This is a genomic window from Paenibacillus prosopidis (assembly GCF_003337375.1).
GTDB lineage: Bacteria > Bacillota > Bacilli > Paenibacillales > Paenibacillaceae > Pristimantibacillus > Pristimantibacillus prosopidis.
This window is the reverse complement of the sequence record NZ_QPJD01000009.1, coordinates 166,841-189,611: the sequence shown is the minus strand read 5'-3', so window position 1 is coordinate 189,611 and position 22,771 is coordinate 166,841. Positions and strand designations below refer to the sequence as shown.

Here is a 22,771-nt window from a genome sequence, read left to right as displayed (position 1 = left end):
TTATGTCAATCTCCTCTCAAGCGGCTTCAACTGTTTGACGATATGCTTTAGAGCGGCGCCCAGCTTCGTAATATCACGTTCCTCGTGTTCATCGCCGAAGCTGATACGAACGCCTCCGGTCGCCTGTTCCCTGCTTGCACCTATAGCAAGCAATACCCGGCTTGGCTTATCATCCTTTGAAGAACAAGCCGATTTGGTTGATGCCATTATACCATGCTGCTCCAGCATATGAATGATGACCTCAGGCTTCATGCCCGGGTATGAAAAATGAACGATATGCGATGCCGCCGGCTCACTGCCGTTCAGCTTCAGCTCAGGAATCTCTTCGATAATCTGTATAAGCTGCTTCTTCAATGCCGTCATCCGCTTCTGCCGCTCTGCCATCGATTCAAACGACATGCGTAGCGCTTTCGCAGAAGCAACGATCCCTGGCACATTTTGTGTGCCCGGACGGTAACCGCCTTCCTGCGAGCCGCCCGTGAACAGCGGATATAGCGAAATGCCATCCCGGACGTACAAATAGCCCACGCCCTTTGGTCCGCGCAGCTTATGCGAAGATCCGCTTAACAAATCGATTCCCCATTCCTCCACCGATATCGGCAGCTTGCCGATGCTCTGAACGGCATCAACATGAAATAAGATTTTGGGATACTCCTTCAGGAAGCGTCCGATCTGTTCAATCGGCTGGACCGTGCCGATTTCATTGTTAACATGCATAACGCTGACCAATATAGTCTCGTCCGTCAATGCTTCTTTTACTTGCTCCAGATCTACATGGCCAGTCTTATTGACAGGCAGATACGTTACCCGAAAGCCCTCTTGCTCCAGCTGGACTAACGTTTCGTATACCGATGCATGTTCGATCTGTGTCGTAACGATATGATTACCTCTGTTCCGATACTGCTTAGCTGAGCCCTTCAGCGCCAAATTGTTGGATTCCGTCCCGCCTGAAGTAAATACCCATCTGCCCTGCCGTGTTTGGAACTGATCGGCAATAACGGAACGCGATCGTTCAATTAATTTGTCCGCTTCCGTTCCGCTGCGATGCAGCGACGAAGGATTCGCATACTGCGACCTCATAACCTCCATCATCGTTTGCACCACCTCGTCGTAGGGAGGAGTGGATGCGCAGTGATCATAATAACTCATCTACATGCTGTCTCCTTTCTAAAAAGAAAAAGATCAACGATTGTTTCTGCTTATACAGCAGAAAACCAAACCGTGATCTTATTGCCGCATACTACCTCGCTTGAAGCACCTTAGCAACATAACGCTGCGTTTCTTCAGGAAGCGCTTCGAGATTTGCTATCAGCTGCTCGTTCGTTTTAATGCCTGTACGATCAACACGTCCCGGCCCTGCATTATAAGCTGCTAAAGCAACCTGCTCATTGCCGTCATACTTCTTAAGCAGGAACGATAAATAACGTGTTCCCCCGTCAATATTTTGTGCCGGGTCAAATGAGTTCGTCACGCCTAGCCCTCTCGCGGTTCCATCCATCAGCTGCATTAATCCCTTAGCACCTGCTGAAGACTCCGCGTCCGCCCGGAAACCGGATTCCGTTTGAATAACCGCTTCAATCAATGAAGCGTCTACGCCATATTTTTCGGACGCCTGCTCTATAAGGGAAGCATATTCGCTTGAACCGGCCTCAGACGTACTCGAGCTGTTGAAGGATATGTTCGTCATTCCGCTTAGTGATGACAGCTGCGCCAGTGCTTCAGCCGTCTGAACAGGCACTGAAGATTGGCTATCCGAGGAGTTATCGGACATATATTGAGTTAATAGCGTATCAAATAAGGAAGCTGAGCCGCTCCCGGTTGCCGCATTTAAAGGACTGGACGTCGCTTGAAAATCGAGACTTGGCGCAAGCTGAAGCTGCAATAATGTTTTTATAATTCGCGGGTCGATGCTCATGATTTCCTCCCAGCTATGTAACTATGCAATTATTATATCGGTTTTTATTGTACATGTTTTTAGAGCAAACAACCAGCGCCGGCTTCTTTCAGTCTTTTTAATAGCGGAAGAAGTTCAATTATAGTCTGGCATTCCAAATATTTTACGTGACTGTCCTCAGGATTCGGCTGCTGCTGCCTTGCATTTAACCATATAGGTGTCCATCCCGCTTGAAAGGATGGGGCAATATCGTTGTGCCAAGCATCGCCGATATACACCATCTGATCAGGCTCTAGCATCGTTTGCTGCTGCACGTACTGGAATACGCTTGGATCAGGCTTTGCCTTGCCTATACCATCCGAAATGTACAGAAACGGATCCTTGACCCACGTCAAAAGCTTAAGCGCTCTTATTTTGTTCATTTGATGCTCGACCGGCCCATTCGTAATTACACCGATGAGTATGCCTAATGAAAGAAGATGCTCGAGCAGCTGATCAACGCCGGTACGAAGCTCCAAGCGCGATTGTTCCAACTCGTATTGCTGCTGAAGCCGCTTTGCCTCTACTTCGGATACCGTAATACCCAAATCGGCAAACGCTGCTGTCGTCCGTTCTATGCGCAGCTGGTCCAGCGTCATACGGCCTTTGACATGATGCTCCCACAGGCGGTCGCTGTGGCGTCTTATACTTTTGTATATATCCTCTATCATTACACGATCCGTCATTACATGATTCAATTTTGCATGCTCAACCGCCAATTGGAACGGCAGCAGCTGATCGTATAACGTATCGTCCAGATCAAAAAACACAGCCTTGATCATTCCTTCTCCCCCTATTTTAGCCCCATGCGACCTTTTATTAAAATAACGTTAATTATAGCGCATTTTCGAACGAAAGATTCGGTCGAGCAGCTTAACAGCGCCAAATAGCAACAGACAAATAACAAAAGCAATGACCTCCAGCTGCAGCAAATACCACGGCCATGGAGCTAGAATATCAAGCAATGACGCCGTTCCCGGTTTCCGTGCCAAAAACATAAAGTTCGTTTTTCCTGAAATGATATTGGTAATAGCTGCCGGGATAGCCAGCACATGCAGCCAAAATAAGGTACTGAACACCGAGCGGAAGGTCGGCCGATACCGTTCTACCGCTGTTATGAATAAGGCAGCACCAATAATTCCAATGTGTGCGATAAAGAAGTGAAAATATCTGAAGTGAGGAAACGTTTCGTCTAAATTAGGAGTCAGCAGCGCCTGCAATGCTCCCATACTGCCTAAAAAAAACACAAGATGATAAAGTTTTTTATTATTGGTTATTAGTAAAATGGCAGAGAGCAATAGCATCAGACTGCACAGCTGGAACGGTAGTGAACCAACACGCCAATTGTGCTCCAGTACATAGGATAGCTGAAGGGAAATTTCGCAGCATAACAGCAGCACAGCCAATCCGTATCTCAACGCTTGATTCAGCGCTGGCCGCCTCAGCTGTTTCCGAAACAAAATGATTCCGGTAAACACTATTAATGCGACAGCTAGGCCAGCGGTGTGAGCAGCTGAAAACATTTCGAATGCCATCCAATATCGCCCCGCCTTTCTTTATCTAATCCTGCTTACACTCATATTGTAAAAAAAAGCAATAAAAAAATAGTACCATCTTTATTTGGTACTATCTCCTTCTTGCTTCTTATTAAACAAGCCCATTTCTTTCACTTTGTTGGCCGCCTCTCTTGAGCCGGTTAAATTCAGCTTTTTCAAAATATGATTAACATGATTTTTAACGGTTCGAATCGATACGACAAGCTTGTCGGCAATTTGCGGCTGCGTGTAGCCTTGATCGATTAAATTCAGCAGCTGCAGCTCCGAGGGGGTAATGAGATCATTCAGCTTTTTCACTTCGAATTCCCGTTCAAGCTGCTTCAGCCGGCGGAATTCCTCGCGCATGCGCTCCGCAACCGCCGCATTAATGGGAGACTGACTTTTGTAAGCGGACCTGACCGCTTCAGGCAAGCTTTCAAATTCCGATTTTATCTGATAATCGATGGCTCCTGCTTGGAAGGAACGGAAAATGAGCTCCTTCTCCTCCATAGAAGTCAGCATGATGACACGGGCGCCTGTAGACGCTGCCGTCTCCTCGGCTAGCAGAATGCCCTCAGGACGGCCGTCCAGCATGATATCCATCAACACAACGTCAGCAGGCGGTAATGTCTGCAGCTCATCCAGCAGCGCCTGCCGGACATCCTCCGCCCGACTAGTTGTCCATACGACATCGATATCCTGTTCCTTGTCTAAATAGGCTACCAGACCTCGAAGCCAATCCGGATCATCCTCGACAATCCATACTCTAATGCTGCTCATGCGCTTCTCTCCCCTGAGAATGTATTGCCTCTATTTTCTGCGCTCGAATGAAACGCTTCGGAAACGTCATATAGACGGAGGTTCCCTTGCCTGGCTTGCTGCGAATATGCAGCATTCCTTTATGCTTGCGCATCACATGATACGCGTACGGCAAGCCAAGTCCGAAATTTGTATCACTGCCGCTCTTTGTCGTATAAAATGGTTCAAGCACCTTCGCAGTCTCACTCTTGTTCATGCCTGGGCCGGTATCCCGTACTTCGATGATGAGCTCGCGCTTTGTTTCGCTTAAATGGATAATCAGCTCTCCCTCGCCCTTCATCGCTTCCAGCGCATTCGCTACAATATTTCCGAGAGCCTCGCTAACTTGCGCGGGATCCATGCGACACGTCCATCCTTCGCTGAGCGATGTGCTCAGCTTAATATGTCCTAAAACAGGTTCATACTGCTTCATGGTTTGCTCTATAAGTTCCGCCAAATTAACGGCTTCATACTTCAGCACTAAATCCTCCGTACGCCGATGAACCCTCTGCAGCATTTCTTGCATATGACGCGACGCGTTCAGCACGGTTTCAACATCCGCCAGCAGTTCTGGCTGGTTGGTGGCAATGGCATACGACTTCATCTTTTCAGAGAACAGCCTCATTTTGCCTGCATCGTTTTTTATCGCATGATTCAGTATGGCCGTCCCTGAAGTGACCGCGCGCAAGGTGGAGTCAAATCTGCGGCGGTCAACCATTACACGAACGCCCATAAAGCCATAAGTAAAAAGCCCCACTACGAATACGGTTACGCCTAACCCGACAATCCATGTATTATACACCCACATCCGCAGTATACCAAAGCTTGGAAGCACATAATTCATGACCATACTGAACATAACCGGCGGCAGTACCGCCGAGCAAACGATCCAGTGTGTACGGGAAACAGCACTGTATGGCTGCCGCTTTAGCAGCACCTGTACCGTGCCGTACAAAATATACGGAACAGCCCACCAAACGACTACCTTAAACGTGATCGGATACATTTCCGTGTAAAAGGGGGTTAAGATGATGCTACCGATAATGGGTATAAGAAGCAGAAAAGGCACAAGCTGCTGCAATCGCTTCGGAAAACGAACGGGGCGATAAGCAATAGCGAACAAAACGAAGGCGTATGGCAGCCCGTAATAGGAAAGAAGCGAGGATACCGCCTGCAGGCGATAAAAAAGCTGCTGCCCTACTTCGTTCATTCCGGCTTCCGCTGCAGCTGGCAGCCATTGCAGGTCCAGTACGGCGGCGAGAGCGCCCGCTCCTCCGCTAAACGCGACAGCGCCTAACCATCGATTTACGGAGGCATGCCGATCCGAGAGCCATATAATGGCCGCTACAGCCCATAATGCGATAAGAACGAACAACATAAGGCAGCTCCTTCACTACAGGTTTCTCTTTCCTCTCAACTTACGCACGATCCCACTCGAAGCCGATTTCCTTCAAAAAGGCTTTCGCCAGCACCATGTGACCTGCAGCGGTCGGGTGCACCCGGTCCCACGCAAGCGTAGCCGCATAAAGCTGCTCCAGCACCTTATTAAAGGCTGCCTGCGTGTCTACGAATAAACAACCATGCTGCTCCGCAGTCCGTCTCACGATATCCCCGTACTCGTCCATCGTTGCACGCATCGCATCTTGGGCGTTGCTTTCAATATAAAACGGGGTCATCAGAACAATTCCCTGCGCGAGCGGCTTCGTCTGTGCAATGAGCGCCTGGAGCGTCTGCTCATATTCTTCCTTGTACACATGTCCATCGGGTATGAACGGTGTATCATATTGCCGCCATACATCATTCGTGCCGATCATAACGACTAGCCAATCCGGCTTGCGCTCAATGACATCCTCCTGCCAGCGCTGCTTTAAGTCGCGCACGGTATGGCCGCTTGTTCCCATATTGATGACACGTATGCCGAGCTCCGGATAAACAGCCTGCAGCAGCGCATCAACATAACCGACATAGCCTTTGCCAAGCGCGCCGAACAACCCTTCTCCCGCAGGACGGTTCCGTTCGCAATCCGTAATCGAATCTCCGATAAAAATAAGCTTTTGCCCTTTAGTCAGTTTCATGTACGAGTCCTCCAATAAAATAGGATGAAAGCGAAATCATCAATTAATACCGAGCATATCACATTAGCAAGCTGTTGTTAATTGCACAAAAAAACCGCTCGGCGATGAGCCGAACAGTCTCACTATTGCGGATTTAGAAATAAAGTCGCATTGCAGTATCGTCTCGATAACGAATGAAAATACGACGTTTGGATCGATATCACTGCAACGAGCAAAATATTGCGCACCGCTTCCCACTGCTTATCCGTTAGATTAGGAAGTCTGCTTGCAAATTGATTGGCAGAGGACCTTATGACATGCTCCGCTAACAAATCCTGATGCGGATGACCTGATATGTCGAGCAGCTGGTCGTTATTCTCATCAAGCTCTTCAAACATACTGGTGTACGAAGCGTATAATTCTATAGGACCGACAAGATCATCCGAGTCATCCTCAGGCTTTTTGAACACAATTTCAAAAAGCTTGCGGATAGATTCAAAATCGAGATTGGATTTTAAATCATCAATAATAAATAATAAGGCCGCTTGATTTAAGGAATACTTTTTTCCGGCCTTCGGGCAATTGAAATAAGGCTTAAAATCCCGCTTCACCCAGTTTTGCATAGAGGTGATCGACAGATTCGAATATTCGATGAGCTGGCCAAGAGCAGCAATCTCTTGCAGCGAAAATCCTTTTAGTTCATTGCCTTTGATCAGCTTCTCAATAATAGGAGGCAGCAAAGTAGACAGAAAAGCGGGTAGACCCGCCCCCTTCTCCAAATCATATCGATGCGCTTTGCTCCATGCGGTTTGCAGCACCTGAAGCGGCTTTTGATCAAACTTTCCGTCCAAGGCAAGCAGCAGACAAGCCATCTCTTTTCGAGTAAGCGTAAAGGATTCCATATCCCTTCCTCCTCGCTATCCGTGTTTTCGAGTTCATATGAACTCATCATATGCCTGCGAAAGAGACTTGTAAAGACTCGAAAATCGATGAGAATACGCTTTTCCATCTCATTAAATCGCTCATAAAGCGTTTAAAAGGCTGTTACCGTTGCATATGGCGTTTGTCATAACCTGTAATCATTCGTTATAGTAGATCATAAGTATACAAAAAATATAAATATAAAAGGGTAGTGAGAAACGAAAATGGGTATAGGATTCAATTTATTCATGATTGCTCTTCTTATTTTATTAACTGCTTTTTTCGTCGCAACGGAGTTTGCCATCATTAGACTTCGCTCCAGTCGGATTGATCAGTTAGTGCTTGAGGGCCGGAAGAACGCGCTTGCCGTTCAACGGGTTACGAGTAATCTGGATGCCTACTTGTCAGCCTGCCAATTAGGTATAACAATTACAGCACTCGGGCTTGGCTGGCTGGGAGAACCTACAGTTGAAAAAATGCTTGTACCCTTGTTTGAACGTTTAGAGTTAAATAATGATGACCTCAGTCATATTTTATCCTTTTTAATTGCGTTTATTTCGATAACCTTTCTGCACGTCGTTGTCGGCGAGCTTGCACCAAAAACCTGGGCGATTCAAAAAGCCGAGTTCATTAGCTTTTTTACGGCAAAACCGATCATTTTCTTCCATAAGCTTATGTATCCATTCATTTGGGTTCTTAACGGCTCGGCTAACGCGCTTGTCCGGCTATTCGGACTGAAGCCTGCTACTGAGCATGAGGATGCACATTCGGAAGAAGAAATTCAAATCATTCTGAACGAAAGCTACCAAAGCGGGAAGATTAACAATACAGAATATGGCTACGTAAGCCGTATTTTCGCTTTTGACGAATTGCTGGCCAAAGAAATTATGGTGCCCCGCACCGATATGATATGCTTGTACACGAACAAATCATTAAAAGAAAACATGGAAATTATTCGCAAAGAACAATATACACGTTTCCCGGTTGCTCTTGAGAGCAAGGACAATATCGTCGGTATGATTAATACGAAGCAGTTGTTCCTGGAATATGAAACAGACCGCGACCTTGATTTCAAGAAGCTTGTACATCCGGTACTTAGCGTATCCGAGGTTACACCGGTTAAAATGCTGCTGAAGCGTATGCAGCAGGAACGCGTTCACATTGCCATTCTCGTTGATGAATACGGCGGGACGTCCGGACTCATAACGATTGAAGATATTTTAGAAGAAATCGTCGGCGAAATCCGAGATGAATTCGATGCAGACGAACGGAAAGAAATCGAGCAGCTTGCAGATAATTGCTACCTTCTGGACGGCAAAGTGTCACTCAGCGAGCTGAGCGACCTTACCGGCATGAACTTCGAGGAAGAGGACGTCGATACGGTCGGCGGCTGGCTGTACAGCCAAGTGCCTGATCCGAAGCCGGGTAAAGAGCACTTTTATGAGCAATATAAGTTTATTATTCGAGAAACGAGCAAAAACCGAATTCGCAAAGTTGAAATGCTCATCCAGCAAAACGAGGCCGAGCTCGAAGGCGAGACGGCTTAATAAGGTACACATACAGGAAGCAGCCCGTTGCTTATGCAGAGGGCTGCTTTTTTTTCACGTATTTCGTTTCCCATTTAATCACCTACATGATTGTTCGAATAATGAGCCCTATCATACATCCTTTCAGGAACTTCTTCATTTTCCTTCGCTGTCATGGAACTGCAGATTAGCTTAAAGACGAGTGTAGCGCTGCCTAATGAAGACCTATACTTTTCTAGATGCGCTTTAGACAAGGGCTTATCATAATAACCCGGGACATATTTGTCCAGCATCCTTTGCATGGCATACAAAGCTTGATCTAGATCGTCCAGCAGTTCAATATGTCCGAATGCCATGACGCTCATATATGCGGTATCCGTATGTGCCGGGATCGGGTTTGTAATGGTCCCGTATTGCTCGCTAACGGTAAAGCATGCCTCCTTATTTTTCTCAAGAATATTCACCTTTCTTCCAGCTGCGGCACCGTGAAAATAAAACGCACCATCCAGCCAGATGAAATTTAATGGGACAACATAAGGCTGCGAACCGTCAGAAAGACCGAGAAAGCCCACATTTGCATGTGATAAAAATGCATCGATTTTACTGGAGTCTGTACATTCCCGCTTTTGATACCGTATGGAAAACATTATTATCAATCCCCTTTCGATAAGACTTGTATTGTGATAATGTCATCATATGAGTTAGTTGTCACTATTAAAAGTGACAGAATCAGCCGTTTGGAAGGGGTCAGTGTTCGCTATGCTAGCAATTATGCCTTTATTGGAGAAACGCAGCAGCACTCCGCTCTATATGCAGCTTTACAAATATATCCGTGATCAAATTGAAGCCGGAGCTTTGAAGCAAGGCGAATGTCTCCCTTCGATTCGACAGCTTGCACTCCATTTAGATCTTAGTAAAAACACAATTGAAGCTGCTTATCAACAGCTCCTTGCAGAAGGCTACGTGGAGAGCAAAGCGCGCAACGGCTTTACCATTTTACCGGTTGAGGAGCTTGTTCGCCCCTCTATTACTGCAGCCGAATCTTTAACAAACAATCTTGTATCGAATATTAACGGACAACCCGTCCAATACGATTTCCGCTATGGAGATATGGAACTTAGGCGTTTCCCTTACGAAATATGGAAAGGATGCTTGGTCGATGCCGTTTCCGAAAAGACGAATGAAATTCTCGGTTACGGTCATCCGCTAGGTAATCATCGCTTGCGTTACGAAATAGCCAAATATATATATGAATCACGGGGCGTCATTTGTGAGCCTGATCAAATGATTATATGTGCCGGGACGCAGCAAGCTGTCAGTTTACTCTGTCAGTTGCTGCCACTGAATAAGATTCAGATCGGCATGGAGGACCCGGGATATGATGGAGTCAAGACGATCTTTCGTAATCATGGCTGCACCTTTACGCCAATTCCGCTCGAGCATGACGGTCTAAGCATTGATCATTTACAGGAATCAGCTGCAAAAGCCGTTTATGTGACGCCCTCTCACCAATTTCCATTAGGAATGGTGCTTCCCGTACAAAAACGAATCCGACTGCTGCAGTGGGCCTTAGAACGTGATGCGATCATTTTTGAAGACGATTATGACAGTGAATTCCGTTATTACGGGCAGCCAATCCCTTCGCTTAAAGCGTTAGATAGCACGGAACGAGTTATTTACATGGGTACATTGTCCAAATCATTTCTTCCCGCAGCCCGACTTAGTTACATCGTACTTCCAAAGTCTTTGATGGATTCGATTCAACCCGAGCTGATGGCGTATAACCAACCTGTGTCTCCAATAATCCAACAGGCAGTCATGCTTTTTATGAGCAGAGGACATTTCACAAAACATATAAGACGAATGAGGCGCATGTACCAGTCTAAGCATAAAACGCTTACTTCCTCGATTGCAAAGCGGATGGGAGAGCGTGTGGAAGTGATCGGAGATATGTCGGGACTTCATTTACTGCTTCATGTGAAGGGCAGAAACAGCGACGAATTAATCCATCTCGCTGAGCAAAATAAATGCCGGGTATACTCGCCGCAAAAACATTGGAATGACCCCGTTCAGTGTCCATCAGGCTATATCATGCTTGGCTTCGGGGGCTTGGAGGAATCGGAGATCGAAGAAGGAATAAGCTTGCTTAGCGAAGCATGGTTCCCAACCGGACATTGAGCCAAGCATAACAAACCCTTACCAAAAGGCAGGGTTTGTTTCTGTATCAGTCTGCTTGTCCATGACAAAACGATCAAAGTGCCCGTACATTAACGGGACTATGAATCCTTCTTACCTTCAGGCACATCTCCCTCAACCAATCGGTCATACCGGGAATAACGCTCATCAACCTCTTCAGCGATCTTTCGGTATTGTTTGGTTTCCTCCACCACTGGGTCGATGTGCGCCGGTATTCGGATCTCCGTCTTCATAGGCAAACGAATACGGGCTGCCTCTTCAGTATCTACTTGTTGCATCTCGCCCTCGGTTAACTTCTGTACGAGCTGCTCTTCCAATTCTTTAGTGTCCATAGGTGAATGCCTCCTTTATGCCGTTCGGTCGAATCAATGCGAAGCTACCTCTTATCGTACCCTTTGGATTTTCCGCTTATGATTATTTTTGATTAAAAAACACTTGCATTTCTTTTTGCATCTGTGTAATAATACTTCTTGTGCCTCACGAAAATCACTTGCCGTTGTAGCTCAATTGGTAGAGCAACTGACTTGTAATCAGTAGGTTGGGGGTTCAAGTCCTCTCGACGGCACCAGTTTTTTCACGGGACGTAGCTCAGCTTGGTAGAGCACCTGGTTTGGGACCAGGGGGTCGCATGTTCAAATCGTGTCGTCCCGACCATCGTGAACGCAATTAAAGCTATTATACATAAAGAAAAGAAGCTTGAGCGATCAAGCTTCTTTTCTTTATTTATATTTGCTCGCCTATCTCTTGAAGCAGTGCAGCAATATCATCATAACCGTTCTCGAGCGCATAATCCGCAGCAGTCATTTCAGAATCATCTGTTATAGCAGGATTTGCTCCACCATCTAGCAATAGCTGCGTTGCTTCATAGTTACCACTCGCTGCCGCAATCATTAATGGTGTCCAGCCATAGCTGTCCTGCAAATTCGGATCAGCTCCCGCTTCAAGCAATGCTGAAGCCATCTCCGTGTCATTAAGTTGAGTGGCCCACATAAGCGCAGTCCACCCTTCCTCATCTGCTACATTCGGATCAGAACCTGATTTAAGCAATGACTGCACGCCTTCCAAATCACCGTCTGAGGCTGCTGTCAGCAATTCATCGCCGGATGCCGTTATAGCTAACGTTTCCGTTAGTTTGACGATACTGTCGGAAAATAGGACACCGATCGAAACGGCTCCCATAAAAATAACGACTGCGGAAAGAAGAACAATAAGACCGATTTTGGATGATTTGAAAACGGCTGAGGTATTCGCCCCAACAAATTGTTGGATGGCATAAATACGTTTTGGCAGCGGCGGGTGTGTCGAAAGCTTCTCAGCCAGCCAAACGAATAGCCCATTCTCCTGACTGCTCTGTATCAAATATTGTTCACGATCGACACGCTTGTACAGCGTCTTGCCGATCGCCAGAATCGTCAGACCATTCATTGCCGCTTCCGCATCATTGGTAAAATAAGCGGCCATCCGGTCGCACGTATATTCACAAGCCCGGGAATAAGCTTCGCCGATAAACGGAAACCATAATGCCGGAAAGATAAGCAGCTGCTTCGTCAAATGATTGCGTTTAATGTGTGCAAGCTCATGAGTAATAACAAATGTCAGCTCCCTGCTTCCGCCTGATTCAATCAATTCGAACAAATCCGAATACAGCACAACCATATTACGGCCAAAGAAACGCGAGGCGAAAGCGTTCAAAATACCGCTCGACTCCATCACGTATACGTCCGGAACGGTGGAAAAGCCCATTTTAGCACATTGCTCCTGTACAGTTGCAAATACCTCGGGAAATTGCCCGGGCGAAATCCGAACGCCATTGGTTCGAATGTTGGCCATCAAGAGAGCTTGCGCAAACAATGGGAGAAGCACCAGTACTGGAATAATAAATAACCCGATTATCGAAATAAACAAGCTAAGGTACATAAAAACACTAAAAACTAGAGCGAGTACAAAATAACGATTCTCTTTCTTATGAATAAGCGACGGATCCAAGCTATACGAATTCAACCCACACATCCCCTTCAAAAAACAATACACAAATTATACACGACTTCCTGTACCTGGTGTATCTCCTTTTCGCTGGAAATGAATGCTTATTTGTATGTACTATTGATCCGAGTCATCCCATTTTTTTGAATACGCCTTCTTCGTGATCCATAAAGTCAGCCAAGTAAGCAATACAACGATAATGGCTGCAAAAATCCATACCCCAACCGGAACGTTCATAATATGTGCCTCCCTTTGTCATCTTTGTCTATTTTACATGAAATCATTTGATTATTTTGACCGAAACAGTTAACAAATTAGTAACATTCCAATTATACTTTATCTATATGACTGGAGGCTGATTGAAATGGAGCATAAATCAAACTTAATCAACGTATAAACGGCGGTTGTTCATCAAGCAACCACCCATTTAAGAAAGGTGGTTAACAATGACAAAACAAACATTTGAATTAATAGAGCGTGTCCCAACCGTTTCCGAGCATCAAGCATTATGGGAAGCCGTCGGTTGGGGTAACGTCAATATAAAGCTTTCCGCCCCCTCCTTAGCTAACTCCGTATATGGCGTCGTAGTGACTTGTGAAGAAGCCGTAATTGGGATGGGACGAATCGTTGGCGATGGAGCTATGTATTATTATATACAGGACGTTACTGTACTACCGGAATATCAAGGCAAAGGACTAGGCAAAAAAATCATCGGCAGGCTTATGGGCTACATTGAAGAGCATTGTGTCGGAGCAGCTTTCGTCGGCCTGTTCGCCTCACAGGGCAATGACTCGTTTTACGAGCGTTTCGGCTTCGCCAATCATGCGCCCGGCATGACTGGAATGTTCAAGGTGATGGATAAATAGTTTGTACATGAGAGGCAGCCGGCAAATGCTGGCTGCTTTTGCTTGCGTCAAGCTTCTTGTATAATTAGCCACTATATGGACGAATTAAGGAGCTGTTACATGTCGAATCGAAAATGGAATATAGGGATTATTGTCCTTTTTATTATATTTGCCTGCTTGCTGCTAAGCTTTTTGTTTTCAACGATGCGTATTCGCGGGCTGCTCCAGCCTATTCTATCCGATAGTGTGTCGCCGGGTTCCTCCCTTCATGTCGTGCTGATTTCACAGGAGCTGGACAATCCTTATTGGCGTTCAATCGAGCAAGGGGCTCGTGAAGCTTCAAGAGAGTACGGGATGCAGCTTGAATACGTCGGACCATTCCGTATTAATCCGAATGAGCAGATCAAGCTGCTGGAGAAAGCAATCGCCGCTAAAGCCGATGCCGTTTTATTGCAAGGAATCAATGATCCCCGGTATCGGGCGTTGATTGACAAAGCCGTCGGCATAGGAATACCGGTCATTACCGTAGATACGGACGAGCCGGATACACGGCGTCTGACTTACGTTGGCACAGACAATTTAGAAGCCGGAAAGCTAATGGGTGAGCTTGTTGCGAAAGCAGCGGGTAACGGAGGCAGCATTGCCGTCCTGCTAGGCAATGAGCTAGCGCCTAATCAACAACTCAGGCTCTCGGGGTTTCGCTCGGTTATCCAACGTCATCCGAACCTTTCGATCGTCGACGTACGTTCATCCAATATTTCTCGTCTGCAAGCTGCAGGTGTTGCAGAAGACATTCTGATTAATTCCCCCAAAGTACGTTTTATGGTCGGTTTTAGCGCTTTGGATGGTATCGGGGCGCTGGAAGCTTCTGAGCGGGTCCGTCCTCAAGAATTGAACATTTTTGCATTTGACGACTTGGATGAAACGATAGAAGGTATCCGTGAAGGTAAAATTGAGTCGACCATCATCCAGCAGCCATATGAAATAGGTTTTGATGCCGTATCTCAGCTAAATGATTATTTAAATGGAAAGACGCTGCCGAAGCAGCATTTTACCGCTGCAACTGTACTGGACCGCAGTAAGATCAGTACCGGGAGCGAGGATAATAACCGATGACGATACGAACAAAGCTGCTCATTTTTATACCTTTGCTTGTTCTGCTCGTCAATTCGGTTACGTTCTTTCTGTTTCAGAGCGGAAAAATGGTGCAGCAGAGCTATAATGTAATGATGGACCGTATTTTAGTGTACAAGCAATCCGCTCAGGCGGTGGATGACAATTTAAAAAAGCTTTACAGCTATTTGATTAACCCCGATATTGTTAACAACAATCAATTGATACAAGCACAAAAAGCATTGCAGGAGCAGCGCGTGCTGCTTGAGGAATATCCGGGCTCCTCCCTGCAGTCGCAAGCACTGATGAGCTACATCCATATGCTGGATACGTTCTCGGAGCAAGAGCAGGCCTCAATCAAAGCAGTGAACGATCAAGCCCCTCGGGCTGCACAGAGCCATTATGCAGAAGCGGAGAAAACGGCCGGGTTTATTCGCGAGGAAGGACAGCAGCTCGTCGATATGGAATTAAGTCTTTATCAACCCGTCTACAAGCAAACGCAAAAAGAAAATGAGCGGATGAACCGTCTTGCAGCGGCCTTATTCATCGTTAATACGCTGATGAGCGTCATGCTTGCCGTGTGGATTTCCCGTAGTATTACCGGTCCGGTCAGCCAGCTTGTCGTTCGTGCCAAGCAAATTTCCAAGGGCAATTTGCTTATGGACCCGCCTCCGCTTCGTTCTAAGGACGAGCTTGGGTTATTGTCAGGCGCTTTCGAACAAATGTCGAGCGATCTGCTTGTTTTGATCGAGAAGGATAAAGAAAGCTTGGAAAAGGACCGATTAGTCAAGGAGCTGGAGCTTCAGGCGCTGCAAAGCCAGATCAATCCACACTTTCTATTCAATACGCTCAATGTGCTGTCGAAGCTGGCGCTTCTGGAAGGAGCGGAGAAAACAAGTGACCTGATCATATCGATGTCGAATCTGTTACGGTACAATTTACGCAATCTGGATCAGCCGGTAACGCTTCGGGATGAGCTGGAGCATGTGAAGGAATACTTCACCATTCAACAAGCCCGTTTCCGCGACCGGATCAAGCTGGAGCTGGATATCGACGAGTCGGCGCTGCAGCAAACGATACCTTCGCTGACGCTCCAGCCAATCGTAGAAAATGCATTCCTCCATGGCATTGAACGTATGGAGAAAGGCGCTGTCATTCGTCTGGAAATTGCGCGGGTTCATGAGGGTGTACGCATATCGCTGTCGGACAATGGAAGCGGAATGAGCGAGGAAGAGCGTCTGGCATTGCTGCGGCTGGAAGCCGGGACAGAAAAAAAACAATCCACGGGACTCGGCACAAAAAATGTGTTTAAGCGGCTGCAGCTATTTTACGGAAAAGACGATCTGGTCGACATAGAAAGCGAGCTGGGAAAAGGAACGACGGTAACGATACGGATTCCCCCCAGAGAGGAAGGAGAACAGACGCATGTATCGGCTGTTAATCGCAGATGACGAAGCGCTGGAGCGTGAAGGACTGGAATGGATCATTCAGCGAATGATGCCAGATACCTTTCAGGTTATCCATGCTGAAAATGGACGAGTCGCAATTGAACGGGCCGAGGAGCACCGTCCGCATATTGTGATGATGGATGTCAATATGCCCGGCATCCAAGGTCTGGCAGCCATTCGGGAAATTAAGGACAGATTGCCGGACACGAAATTTGTACTGGTGACAGCCTATGATTATTTTGCATATGCCAAAGAGGCGCTTACGTTAGGCGTGAAGGAGTATCTCGTCAAGCCTGCAAAGCGTGAACAGGTGGTCAAAACATTAGAGCAGCTTATCCGGGAACTCGATCGGGAGAAGCGTAAGCGTTCGGATGAGCTGGAGCTCAGGCACAAGCTGTCACAGCTGCTTCCGCTCGCCGAAAATGAGCTTGCGATGATGTTTATGGTTAACCATATTACGGATACGGATATTGAGCAGCTCTCCGAATGGCTGAACTTTCCTCTCGACCAAGGCTGTGCAATCGTGATCGCTTTCCCGGGAGATGTTAAATCACAAAATAAGCAAAAAATATATGATATTATCCGAAGCTTTGCCAAAACCTATGAAGCGACAAGCATCGTCAGCTCTTTGATCGACCGCCATATGGCTGTTTTTTTACAAAAAGCGCCGGAAGCGAAGGATGATATGTGGAAAGAGGAAGTTATCGCATATGGTGCAGAGCTGTGCGCTTTAACGGAGCGACAGCTTGAGGTTGAGGTCTCGATCGGCATCGGTATGACTGGAAACGGCGCAGACGGGCTGCGCAAATCTTATTTTGAAGCGGTATTTGCGTCCACCTATTTCGAGCAATGCGGTAAAGTGTGCCACTTCGACGAGCTAAAGCAAGGCAGCGGCCATGCCCTTTACGAGCCGGAGAAGCAGTCATTGAGTGCGGATTCCGTCCATCAATCCTACGTGATCTCAGCCATGCAGCGGATTCGGGAACAACGCGAGCAGCAAACTCAGACTGTCCTGGACAGAGCCAAGAGCTATATAGAGGGAAAATACACCGAGGATCTCTCTCTCGAGGAAGTTGCAGACTCCGTACACTTGAATCCTCACTACTTCAGTAAAATATTTAAACAGCAGGTTGGAACAACGTTTATTGATTTTGTCACCGGCTTGCGGATTGATAAAGCGAAAGCATTAATGGCTTCAGGACATCTGAGCCTGAAGGAAGTATGCTTCGAGGTCGGATACAATGACCCGAATTATTTTAGCCGGGTTTTCAAAAAAGTGACCGGCGTCACGCCTTCCGAGTACCGAAGTCAATCGAAATAAGCAATAAATGCCAAGTCCATGTCATGACGACATGGACTTTTTTATCGTTAAAAGGTCAACATTGTGCTAGTTTTTCTGAAACATGCGGCATTAAGCGGATAGCCCGAAATTAATGCGGGAAGAACACTGATAAGTGAAGGTGATTGCGCGCTAGATCGAAAGCATCGCGTGATATAATAAAAATCGTTTGAAAGGCAGGACAGGTGCAAGTCAGAGAGGAGATAAAAAGTTGGAAATGACAATGAACAACAAACGTGAACAAGTGAGCATGAAATTTGTAACACTTGTTTCAATGGTATCCGCTTTAGGCGGTTTATTATTCGGTTTCGATACGGCTGTCGTGTCGGGGGCAATCGGCTTTATGGAGCAGCGCTTTGATTTAAATAAAATCGAAGTCGGCTGGGCCGTTTCCAGTTTAATTATCGGCTGTATTATCGGCGCAGCCATGTCAGGTTTGTTAAGCGATAAATTCGGACGTAAAAGAGTTCTGATCACGGCTGCGATTCTGTTTATCATCAGCTCGATCGGCTCAGCAATTCCTGAGACATTTTCCGGATTTATTATTGCCCGGATTATCGGAGGTATCGGTATCGGTATTACCTCTACCCTCTGTCCGCTTTATAACGCTGAAATTGCACCGGCAAAGTACCGCGGCCGTCTGGTTGCGCTGAATCAGCTTGCAATCGTTACCGGTATTTTCCTTACTTATTTCGTTAATTTGTGGATTTCCGGATCTGGAGATGAAGCTTGGGGCATTGCTTCCGCTTGGCGGTATATGTTCGGTGTCGGCGCCATTCCCGGCGTCCTGTTTCTTGCCTTGCTTTTCTTCGTGCCTGAAAGCCCAAGGTGGCTAATCAAGCAAGGAAGACCTGCTGATGCATTGCCGATTTTATTGCGTATTCATGGCGAAGAGCTTGCCAAAAAAGAAGTCGTCGATATCAAGCAATCGTTCGAGCAGGAAAGCGGCTCGATCCGTCAGCTGTTCAGTCCCGGACTGCGCATCGCATTAATCGTCGGTGTCGGACTAGCTGTACTCCAGCAAATTACGGGCATTAATGCCGTCATGTATTACGCCCCTGAAATTTTCAAGGCAACGGGTGCTGGTACGAACGCTTCTCTTGTCCAGACCATTCTCGTTGGCTTTATCAATTTTCTATTCACAATTGTAGCCCTGTGGCTGATTGATAAAGTAGGACGAAAAGCGCTGCTTCTCGTCGGCTCCGCTTCAATGGCGATATGTCTGCTTGTCATAGGCGTCGCTTTCCAAACCGGAAATACAGCTGGACCGCTCGTTCTTATTTTTATTTTGATTTATGTCGCTTCCTTTGCTATTTCGCTCGGGCCGGTCGTATGGGTTATTATGTCGGAAATATTCCCGAACCGGATTCGCGGAAAAGCTACTGCAATTGCGGCAATGACGCTTTGGGCAGCCGATTACGTCGTTTCTCAGTCGTTCCCGCCGCTGCTAAGCTCCGCAGGTCCTGCGACAACTTTTTGGCTTTACGGCAGCATGGCCCTGCTTACCTTCTTTTTCACATGGCGCATTGTACCCGAGACGAAGGGCAAGTCACTCGAGGAAATTGAGTCCTTATGGTCGTCTAAAGAAGAGAATACAACTTCCGCTGTCCCTAAACTTGATGCTTTGTAAGAGCAACAGAGTCAAGGTATAATAGGTTTATACTATAACCTATGCTTAGGAGACAAATGAATGGATTTCCGATTAGATTTAATAGAAAACAAAATAGAATTTTTTGAAGCATACGACTTGAAAACGCTGGAGCTTAAAATCGACCAGCAGATTGAAAACAATAAAGCGCTTCTGCTTGACGTATTCGCCGTTAATCACCAGGCGGTATTCAACCCGAAAACAGAAAAAATGCTGTACAGCGCCGTTGTTCATTTTAAAGCTAAAAAGTAGCTTCATAGAGTTAAATAGAAATCCTCCCCGTTATAAGAGCGGGGAGGATTTTTTGTCCAATCAAATAAAGCTTTTTAAAGAAGGCGGCCTGCGAACCTTGCTGTGCTGCTCGTAAGAGAACGCCAGCTTGATTAATGTCGGCTCCTCATACGCTCTCGCTGCGAACGCGACGCCGAAGGGAACGCCCTTCGATGTATATCCTGCGGGCACGACGATAGACGGATATCCGGCACGCGATGTGATTCTGGCGCCAAAATCGGCCGGAAATAACAGCGCGTCAAGCTGATGCTCCGCCATCGTCGCGTCGATTCCTTCAATCTGGCACAATTTCAAATCAGTTGCGCGGTCGCGAAGATACGCTGTCTCCGTTAACGTACCCGAGGTTGTCGTCTCCGATGATAGCAAGGTCGATTGTCCGTACTTCAGCGTCTCGATGGGATGTTCGTTGTTGAATGCGATAATATCCTTCAAAGAGCGAATCTTGGCACTCGGCGGAAGTTTCGATAAGTATGCATTCAGCGATGATTTGAACTCATTCAGCACGACTGAGGAATATACGATTTGACGCGCCGTTCTTATATCGGCGGGATCAACGATGACGGCTCCCTGCTGCCGCATTTTTTCAACCGCTTCATTAAATATCGCAAGCTGCTCGTCCGTTAATTCTTCAAAAAAATAATCTCTCGGAATCCCGATTCTAGCTCCGTTCAAACCGTTCGCATCCAGAAAAGAGGTATAATCCGTATGCGTTCTCCAATAACCTGATCCCATTGCCGCATCACTTGGATCATTATCTACGATGGCATTTAGCACAAGCACCGCATCCGTTACTGTTCTAGCCATAGGACCCGCCGTATCTTGACTGTTTGAGAGCGGCAAAATGCCCGAACGGCTTACTAATCCGACCGTCGGCTTTATGCCAACGGTCGAGCTTAAGTTGCATGGATTTAGAATGGAGCCGGACGTTTCCGTACCGATTGAAGCCGTGCAAAAATTACACGCGACAGCAACACCAGAACCTGCGCTGGAGCCGCCCGTTGGCGTCGAGATATTATACGGATTAAGAACTTGACCGCCGCGCGAGCTGTATCCGGACGGCATGCCATTTGTCATGAAATTACCAAATTCGGTCATATTCGCTTTGCCTAATATAATCGCCCCTGCTTCACGAAGCTTCCTGACAAGGAAGGCATCCTCTCCCGCGTAGGAGTTTGCAAGCGCAAGCGAGCCTGCGCTTGTATGCATATTGTCGCCAGTATTAATATTGTCCTTAAGCAAAATCGGAATGCCGTGCAGAGGTCCTCTAGACCCTTTCGCAGCCCGCTCATGATCTAAAGCGGAAGCAATGAATAAAGCATCGGGATTAATTTCAAGCACGGAATTGATTGTCAGACCATTTTTGTCATGAGACGCAATTCTGTCGAGATAGAATAATACAAGCTGCCTGGACGTAATATCCCCCGAATCCAATGCCGCTTGAACAGCTGTTATAGTTGCTTCAACGATCTCCATGCTCTGACCCCTTATCTCACCCGGATGTCTGCTGCCTGAGCATAGTATATACTATGTTGATGGTAAAGAACATCTACGATCTCCTGCCTCTTAGCTGCGGCTTTCTATTAGCTTCATTGTCCTATTATGCAGTATCTACTCCCTAATGTCACACTCCCAAAATGGTCATTTTCGTCCCTGCGGGAATGGTATTCGCTGCTATCTCCCGAAACAGCCACCGATCCGGCGTATCCTGAATATGGTTCAGCTCTAACACAAATGAATGTGGTGGAAGCTGCCCGGAACGAAGGATGATCCGGTTCCCGTCTACTATGATGGATTCCCATGCAACCGGGATAGCGCGCCCGTTGCTCCAAACCGTATAGTTAGCGCTGTTCATGGCGGAATGTTCGTCAATCCGTTTGTTGAAGGACAAAACGACTAAGCTTCTGCCTTTTCGCTCGCTATGTATCGGAATCGGCTTCTCCTCATACATATATCCGCCGGTATGATACTCATAAGCTGTCCATGCTGCCAAACCTAGCGCGAAGGCCGTGCGGCTGAATTCTTGCAGCCAGCTCGCGCCCTTGATCATATGCCGCGCCGATCCGATATCCGCCTGAACGGCAAGCGGAAGCCCAGGAAACCGGCTGCGGATTTGGTCGACAAAAGGGTGGTAGCTCCTTACGTAATCCGCCGGGAGATCGCCCCGGGTCCAGTCGGGCCAATGCGTTTGTAAATAATGAATATCCGGCCGCACTTTGGCGATCATTGACGGCGCATCCAATCCTTGATCTTCCCTGAGACGTTCTAAGCTATCCGGACCAGCGTTGATGGCAAGAGACCATGTGGATACAGCAATATCCGGCCTTAACTCACGAACTCCCCCTTTTCCGTTAATCATTTCGTCTATAAAGCCATTGACTGCTTCCACGCGAAAATCTATCCATTTGCGGTACGTATCTCGATCCCGAAGGTAATAATTTGGTGCTTTAGCGTTTACAAACTCAGGCATTTCAATTCCGTATCGTTCTCGGAAAGCAGCTTGCGCATGCGGCCCGACATCACCGTAAACGCCTCGTTTTATACCGCCCCACTCCGGAAAATACGGCTCGGCGATTTCGATCCCGTCGAAAGGATATTCCGTGACTAGTCTAGCCATTGCCGCTCTTTTCCACTGTACGTACCCTTCACTTAAAGGCGAAAACCGCCAGAAGCCGTCATTCGTTTCCTTTAACAGCTTCATCTGCCACGAAGGCCATTCTTCCGGAAACCGTTCGGTAGAAAAAGTGCCATTGCCGATAACCATTGCCCATACCGGAATTCCTCTATGATGGAAAGACTCGATGAGCCTTTCATTAACCACATGTTCATTTACTACAAAATAATGAACGCTTTTGTAACCGGAAAGCTCGATTTCCTCGACTATACTTTCCGGTGACCGCTGTTGATAATAGGGAAATGAGGGATCGATCTGGATGCTGGGACCAAAGAGGGCTTGCTTTTTGAAAACCCCCTTGAACAAATTGGACATTCGGCTATACCTCCTTTTTCCAATTTCACAGGTAGTGTACCATATTCATCCTATGAGTAAAATCGTGCCTGTTTTTTTACAACCGTATCATGCGTTTTTTTGGCATAGCATCGCTCAATTTGGGTCATCTTAACGAGGTATTTATGTAATGGGAA

Annotated in this window: 21 protein-coding genes and 2 tRNA genes; 10 read left to right on the top strand and 13 right to left on the bottom strand. The window is 46.9% G+C overall.

Features of this window, described 5'->3' with window-relative positions; translation table 11 throughout:
* From DFP97_RS15790 to DFP97_RS15755, 8 genes are all read right to left on the bottom strand, one after another.
* Window positions 1-1,149 (bottom strand): cysteine desulfurase family protein, encoded by a 1,149-nt coding sequence (locus DFP97_RS15790; RefSeq protein ID WP_114381147.1) that lies wholly within the window; start codon window positions 1,147-1,149, stop codon window positions 1-3.
* Between the two features lie 91 nt (window positions 1,150-1,240).
* Window positions 1,241-1,915 (bottom strand): lytic transglycosylase domain-containing protein, encoded by a 675-nt coding sequence (locus DFP97_RS15785; RefSeq protein WP_114381146.1) that lies wholly within the window; start codon window positions 1,913-1,915, stop codon window positions 1,241-1,243.
* A 59-nt stretch (window positions 1,916-1,974) separates the two neighbouring features.
* The gene (locus tag DFP97_RS15780) at window positions 1,975-2,715 is read right to left on the bottom strand and encodes an HAD family hydrolase (RefSeq protein WP_114381145.1); all 741 of its coding nucleotides are present in this window, start codon (window positions 2,713-2,715) and stop codon (window positions 1,975-1,977) included.
* A gap of 48 nt (window positions 2,716-2,763) precedes the next feature.
* The gene (locus tag DFP97_RS15775) at window positions 2,764-3,468 is read right to left on the bottom strand and encodes a YwaF family protein (RefSeq protein ID WP_114381144.1); all 705 of its coding nucleotides are present in this window, start codon (window positions 3,466-3,468) and stop codon (window positions 2,764-2,766) included.
* An 81-nt stretch (window positions 3,469-3,549) separates the two neighbouring features.
* Window positions 3,550-4,248 (bottom strand): response regulator transcription factor, encoded by a 699-nt coding sequence (locus tag DFP97_RS15770; RefSeq protein ID WP_114381143.1) that lies wholly within the window; start codon window positions 4,246-4,248, stop codon window positions 3,550-3,552.
* Window positions 4,235-5,644 carry a sensor histidine kinase gene (locus tag DFP97_RS15765; protein WP_114381142.1) on the bottom strand — a complete coding sequence of 470 codons (1,410 nt, stop codon included), beginning with the start codon at window positions 5,642-5,644 and terminating at the stop codon, window positions 4,235-4,237. Before DFP97_RS15765 ends, DFP97_RS15770 begins: the two co-directional genes overlap by 14 nt.
* A 40-nt stretch (window positions 5,645-5,684) precedes the next feature.
* Window positions 5,685-6,341: an SGNH/GDSL hydrolase family protein gene (locus DFP97_RS15760; RefSeq protein WP_114381141.1), complete on the bottom strand. Its 657-nt coding sequence runs from the start codon at window positions 6,339-6,341 to the stop codon at window positions 5,685-5,687.
* 122 nt (window positions 6,342-6,463) lie between these two features.
* Window positions 6,464-7,222: a DUF1836 domain-containing protein gene (locus tag DFP97_RS15755; RefSeq protein WP_114381140.1), complete on the bottom strand. Its 759-nt coding sequence runs from the start codon at window positions 7,220-7,222 to the stop codon at window positions 6,464-6,466.
* A gap of 243 nt (window positions 7,223-7,465) precedes the next feature.
* Between DFP97_RS15755 and DFP97_RS15750 the strand changes: the two genes are divergently transcribed.
* On the top strand, window positions 7,466-8,788 hold the full coding sequence (locus DFP97_RS15750) for a hemolysin family protein (RefSeq protein ID WP_114381139.1): 1,323 nt from the start codon (window positions 7,466-7,468) through the stop codon (window positions 8,786-8,788).
* A 74-nt stretch (window positions 8,789-8,862) separates the two neighbouring features.
* Here the strand turns inward: DFP97_RS15750 and DFP97_RS15745 are convergent, their stop codons facing one another.
* Complete coding sequence (locus tag DFP97_RS15745) at window positions 8,863-9,414, bottom strand: pyridoxamine 5'-phosphate oxidase family protein (protein WP_114381138.1); 552 nt, start codon at window positions 9,412-9,414, stop codon at window positions 8,863-8,865.
* Window positions 9,415-9,526: 112 nt separating this feature from the next.
* Here DFP97_RS15745 and pdxR point away from each other — a divergent pair, with 112 nt between their 5' ends.
* The gene (gene pdxR, locus DFP97_RS15740) at window positions 9,527-10,945 is read left to right on the top strand and encodes a MocR-like pyridoxine biosynthesis transcription factor PdxR (protein ID WP_114381137.1); all 1,419 of its coding nucleotides are present in this window, start codon (window positions 9,527-9,529) and stop codon (window positions 10,943-10,945) included.
* Between the two features lie 98 nt (window positions 10,946-11,043).
* Here the strand turns inward: pdxR and DFP97_RS15735 are convergent, their stop codons facing one another.
* Window positions 11,044-11,295: a hypothetical protein gene (locus DFP97_RS15735; protein WP_114381136.1), complete on the bottom strand. Its 252-nt coding sequence runs from the start codon at window positions 11,293-11,295 to the stop codon at window positions 11,044-11,046.
* A 160-nt stretch (window positions 11,296-11,455) separates the two neighbouring features.
* On the opposite strand from DFP97_RS15735, the gene DFP97_RS15730 reads away from it, so the two are divergent.
* Window positions 11,456-11,531 (top strand) — tRNA-Thr (locus DFP97_RS15730).
* A gap of 9 nt (window positions 11,532-11,540) precedes the next feature.
* Window positions 11,541-11,617, top strand: a tRNA-Pro gene (locus DFP97_RS15725).
* 69 nt (window positions 11,618-11,686) lie between these two features.
* Here the strand turns inward: DFP97_RS15725 and DFP97_RS15720 are convergent.
* Window positions 11,687-12,964 carry a M48 family metallopeptidase gene (locus DFP97_RS15720; RefSeq protein ID WP_181873543.1) on the bottom strand — a complete coding sequence of 426 codons (1,278 nt, stop codon included), beginning with the start codon at window positions 12,962-12,964 and terminating at the stop codon, window positions 11,687-11,689.
* 428 nt (window positions 12,965-13,392) lie between these two features.
* Here DFP97_RS15720 and DFP97_RS15715 point away from each other — a divergent pair, with 428 nt between their 5' ends.
* From DFP97_RS15715 to DFP97_RS15690, 6 genes are all read left to right on the top strand, one after another.
* Window positions 13,393-13,812 (top strand): GNAT family N-acetyltransferase, encoded by a 420-nt coding sequence (locus DFP97_RS15715; RefSeq protein ID WP_114381134.1) that lies wholly within the window; start codon window positions 13,393-13,395, stop codon window positions 13,810-13,812.
* A 99-nt stretch (window positions 13,813-13,911) separates the two neighbouring features.
* Window positions 13,912-14,907 carry a sugar-binding protein gene (locus DFP97_RS15710; protein ID WP_114381133.1) on the top strand — a complete coding sequence of 332 codons (996 nt, stop codon included), beginning with the start codon at window positions 13,912-13,914 and terminating at the stop codon, window positions 14,905-14,907.
* Window positions 14,904-16,355 carry a sensor histidine kinase gene (locus tag DFP97_RS15705; RefSeq protein ID WP_114381132.1) on the top strand — a complete coding sequence of 484 codons (1,452 nt, stop codon included), beginning with the start codon at window positions 14,904-14,906 and terminating at the stop codon, window positions 16,353-16,355. The genes DFP97_RS15710 and DFP97_RS15705 overlap by 4 nt, the downstream gene beginning before the upstream one ends.
* Window positions 16,330-17,673, top strand: coding sequence for a response regulator transcription factor (locus DFP97_RS15700; RefSeq protein ID WP_114381131.1), 1,344 nt, complete (start codon window positions 16,330-16,332; stop codon window positions 17,671-17,673). Before DFP97_RS15705 ends, DFP97_RS15700 begins: the two co-directional genes overlap by 26 nt.
* A 235-nt stretch (window positions 17,674-17,908) precedes the next feature.
* A complete protein-coding gene (locus tag DFP97_RS15695) occupies window positions 17,909-19,321 on the top strand; it encodes a sugar porter family MFS transporter (RefSeq protein WP_114381258.1) in 1,413 nt (470 codons plus the stop codon).
* 60 nt (window positions 19,322-19,381) lie between these two features.
* A complete protein-coding gene (locus DFP97_RS15690) occupies window positions 19,382-19,591 on the top strand; it encodes a YrzA family protein (protein ID WP_114381130.1) in 210 nt (69 codons plus the stop codon).
* Between the two features lie 60 nt (window positions 19,592-19,651).
* On the opposite strand, the gene DFP97_RS15685 is transcribed toward DFP97_RS15690, so the two are convergent.
* Both DFP97_RS15685 and DFP97_RS15680 read right to left on the bottom strand, forming a co-directional pair.
* Window positions 19,652-21,103 (bottom strand): amidase family protein, encoded by a 1,452-nt coding sequence (locus DFP97_RS15685; protein ID WP_114381129.1) that lies wholly within the window; start codon window positions 21,101-21,103, stop codon window positions 19,652-19,654.
* 148 nt (window positions 21,104-21,251) lie between these two features.
* Window positions 21,252-22,616 carry an N-acyl-D-glucosamine 2-epimerase gene (locus DFP97_RS15680; RefSeq protein WP_114381128.1) on the bottom strand — a complete coding sequence of 455 codons (1,365 nt, stop codon included), beginning with the start codon at window positions 22,614-22,616 and terminating at the stop codon, window positions 21,252-21,254.
* Between the last annotated feature and the right edge of the window lie 155 nt (window positions 22,617-22,771).

What these genes read in the sequence shown, in the direction of transcription:
- DFP97_RS15790 (WP_114381147.1), bottom strand. Translation starts at nt 1,149, where the DNA reads ATGAGTTATTATGATCACTGCGCATCCACTCCTCCCTACGACGAGGTG.
- DFP97_RS15785 (WP_114381146.1), bottom strand. Translation starts at nt 1,915, where the DNA reads ATGAGCATCGACCCGCGAATTATAAAAACATTATTGCAGCTTCAGCTT.
- DFP97_RS15780 (WP_114381145.1), bottom strand. Translation starts at nt 2,715, where the DNA reads ATGATCAAGGCTGTGTTTTTTGATCTGGACGATACGTTATACGATCAG.
- DFP97_RS15775 (WP_114381144.1), bottom strand. Translation starts at nt 3,468, where the DNA reads ATGGCATTCGAAATGTTTTCAGCTGCTCACACCGCTGGCCTAGCTGTC.
- DFP97_RS15770 (WP_114381143.1), bottom strand. Translation starts at nt 4,248, where the DNA reads ATGAGCAGCATTAGAGTATGGATTGTCGAGGATGATCCGGATTGGCTT.
- DFP97_RS15765 (WP_114381142.1), bottom strand. Translation starts at nt 5,644, where the DNA reads ATGTTGTTCGTTCTTATCGCATTATGGGCTGTAGCGGCCATTATATGG.
- DFP97_RS15760 (WP_114381141.1), bottom strand. Translation starts at nt 6,341, where the DNA reads ATGAAACTGACTAAAGGGCAAAAGCTTATTTTTATCGGAGATTCGATT.
- DFP97_RS15755 (WP_114381140.1), bottom strand. Translation starts at nt 7,222, where the DNA reads ATGGAATCCTTTACGCTTACTCGAAAAGAGATGGCTTGTCTGCTGCTT.
- DFP97_RS15750 (WP_114381139.1), top strand. Translation starts at nt 7,466, where the DNA reads ATGGGTATAGGATTCAATTTATTCATGATTGCTCTTCTTATTTTATTA.
- DFP97_RS15745 (WP_114381138.1), bottom strand. Translation starts at nt 9,414, where the DNA reads ATGTTTTCCATACGGTATCAAAAGCGGGAATGTACAGACTCCAGTAAA.
- pdxR (WP_114381137.1), top strand. Translation starts at nt 9,527, where the DNA reads ATGCTAGCAATTATGCCTTTATTGGAGAAACGCAGCAGCACTCCGCTC.
- DFP97_RS15735 (WP_114381136.1), bottom strand. Translation starts at nt 11,295, where the DNA reads ATGGACACTAAAGAATTGGAAGAGCAGCTCGTACAGAAGTTAACCGAG.
- DFP97_RS15715 (WP_114381134.1), top strand. Translation starts at nt 13,393, where the DNA reads ATGACAAAACAAACATTTGAATTAATAGAGCGTGTCCCAACCGTTTCC.
- DFP97_RS15710 (WP_114381133.1), top strand. Translation starts at nt 13,912, where the DNA reads ATGTCGAATCGAAAATGGAATATAGGGATTATTGTCCTTTTTATTATA.
- DFP97_RS15705 (WP_114381132.1), top strand. Translation starts at nt 14,904, where the DNA reads ATGACGATACGAACAAAGCTGCTCATTTTTATACCTTTGCTTGTTCTG.
- DFP97_RS15700 (WP_114381131.1), top strand. Translation starts at nt 16,330, where the DNA reads ATGTATCGGCTGTTAATCGCAGATGACGAAGCGCTGGAGCGTGAAGGA.
- DFP97_RS15695 (WP_114381258.1), top strand. Translation starts at nt 17,909, where the DNA reads ATGACAATGAACAACAAACGTGAACAAGTGAGCATGAAATTTGTAACA.
- DFP97_RS15690 (WP_114381130.1), top strand. Translation starts at nt 19,382, where the DNA reads ATGGATTTCCGATTAGATTTAATAGAAAACAAAATAGAATTTTTTGAA.
- DFP97_RS15685 (WP_114381129.1), bottom strand. Translation starts at nt 21,103, where the DNA reads ATGGAGATCGTTGAAGCAACTATAACAGCTGTTCAAGCGGCATTGGAT.
- DFP97_RS15680 (WP_114381128.1), bottom strand. Translation starts at nt 22,616, where the DNA reads ATGTCCAATTTGTTCAAGGGGGTTTTCAAAAAGCAAGCCCTCTTTGGT.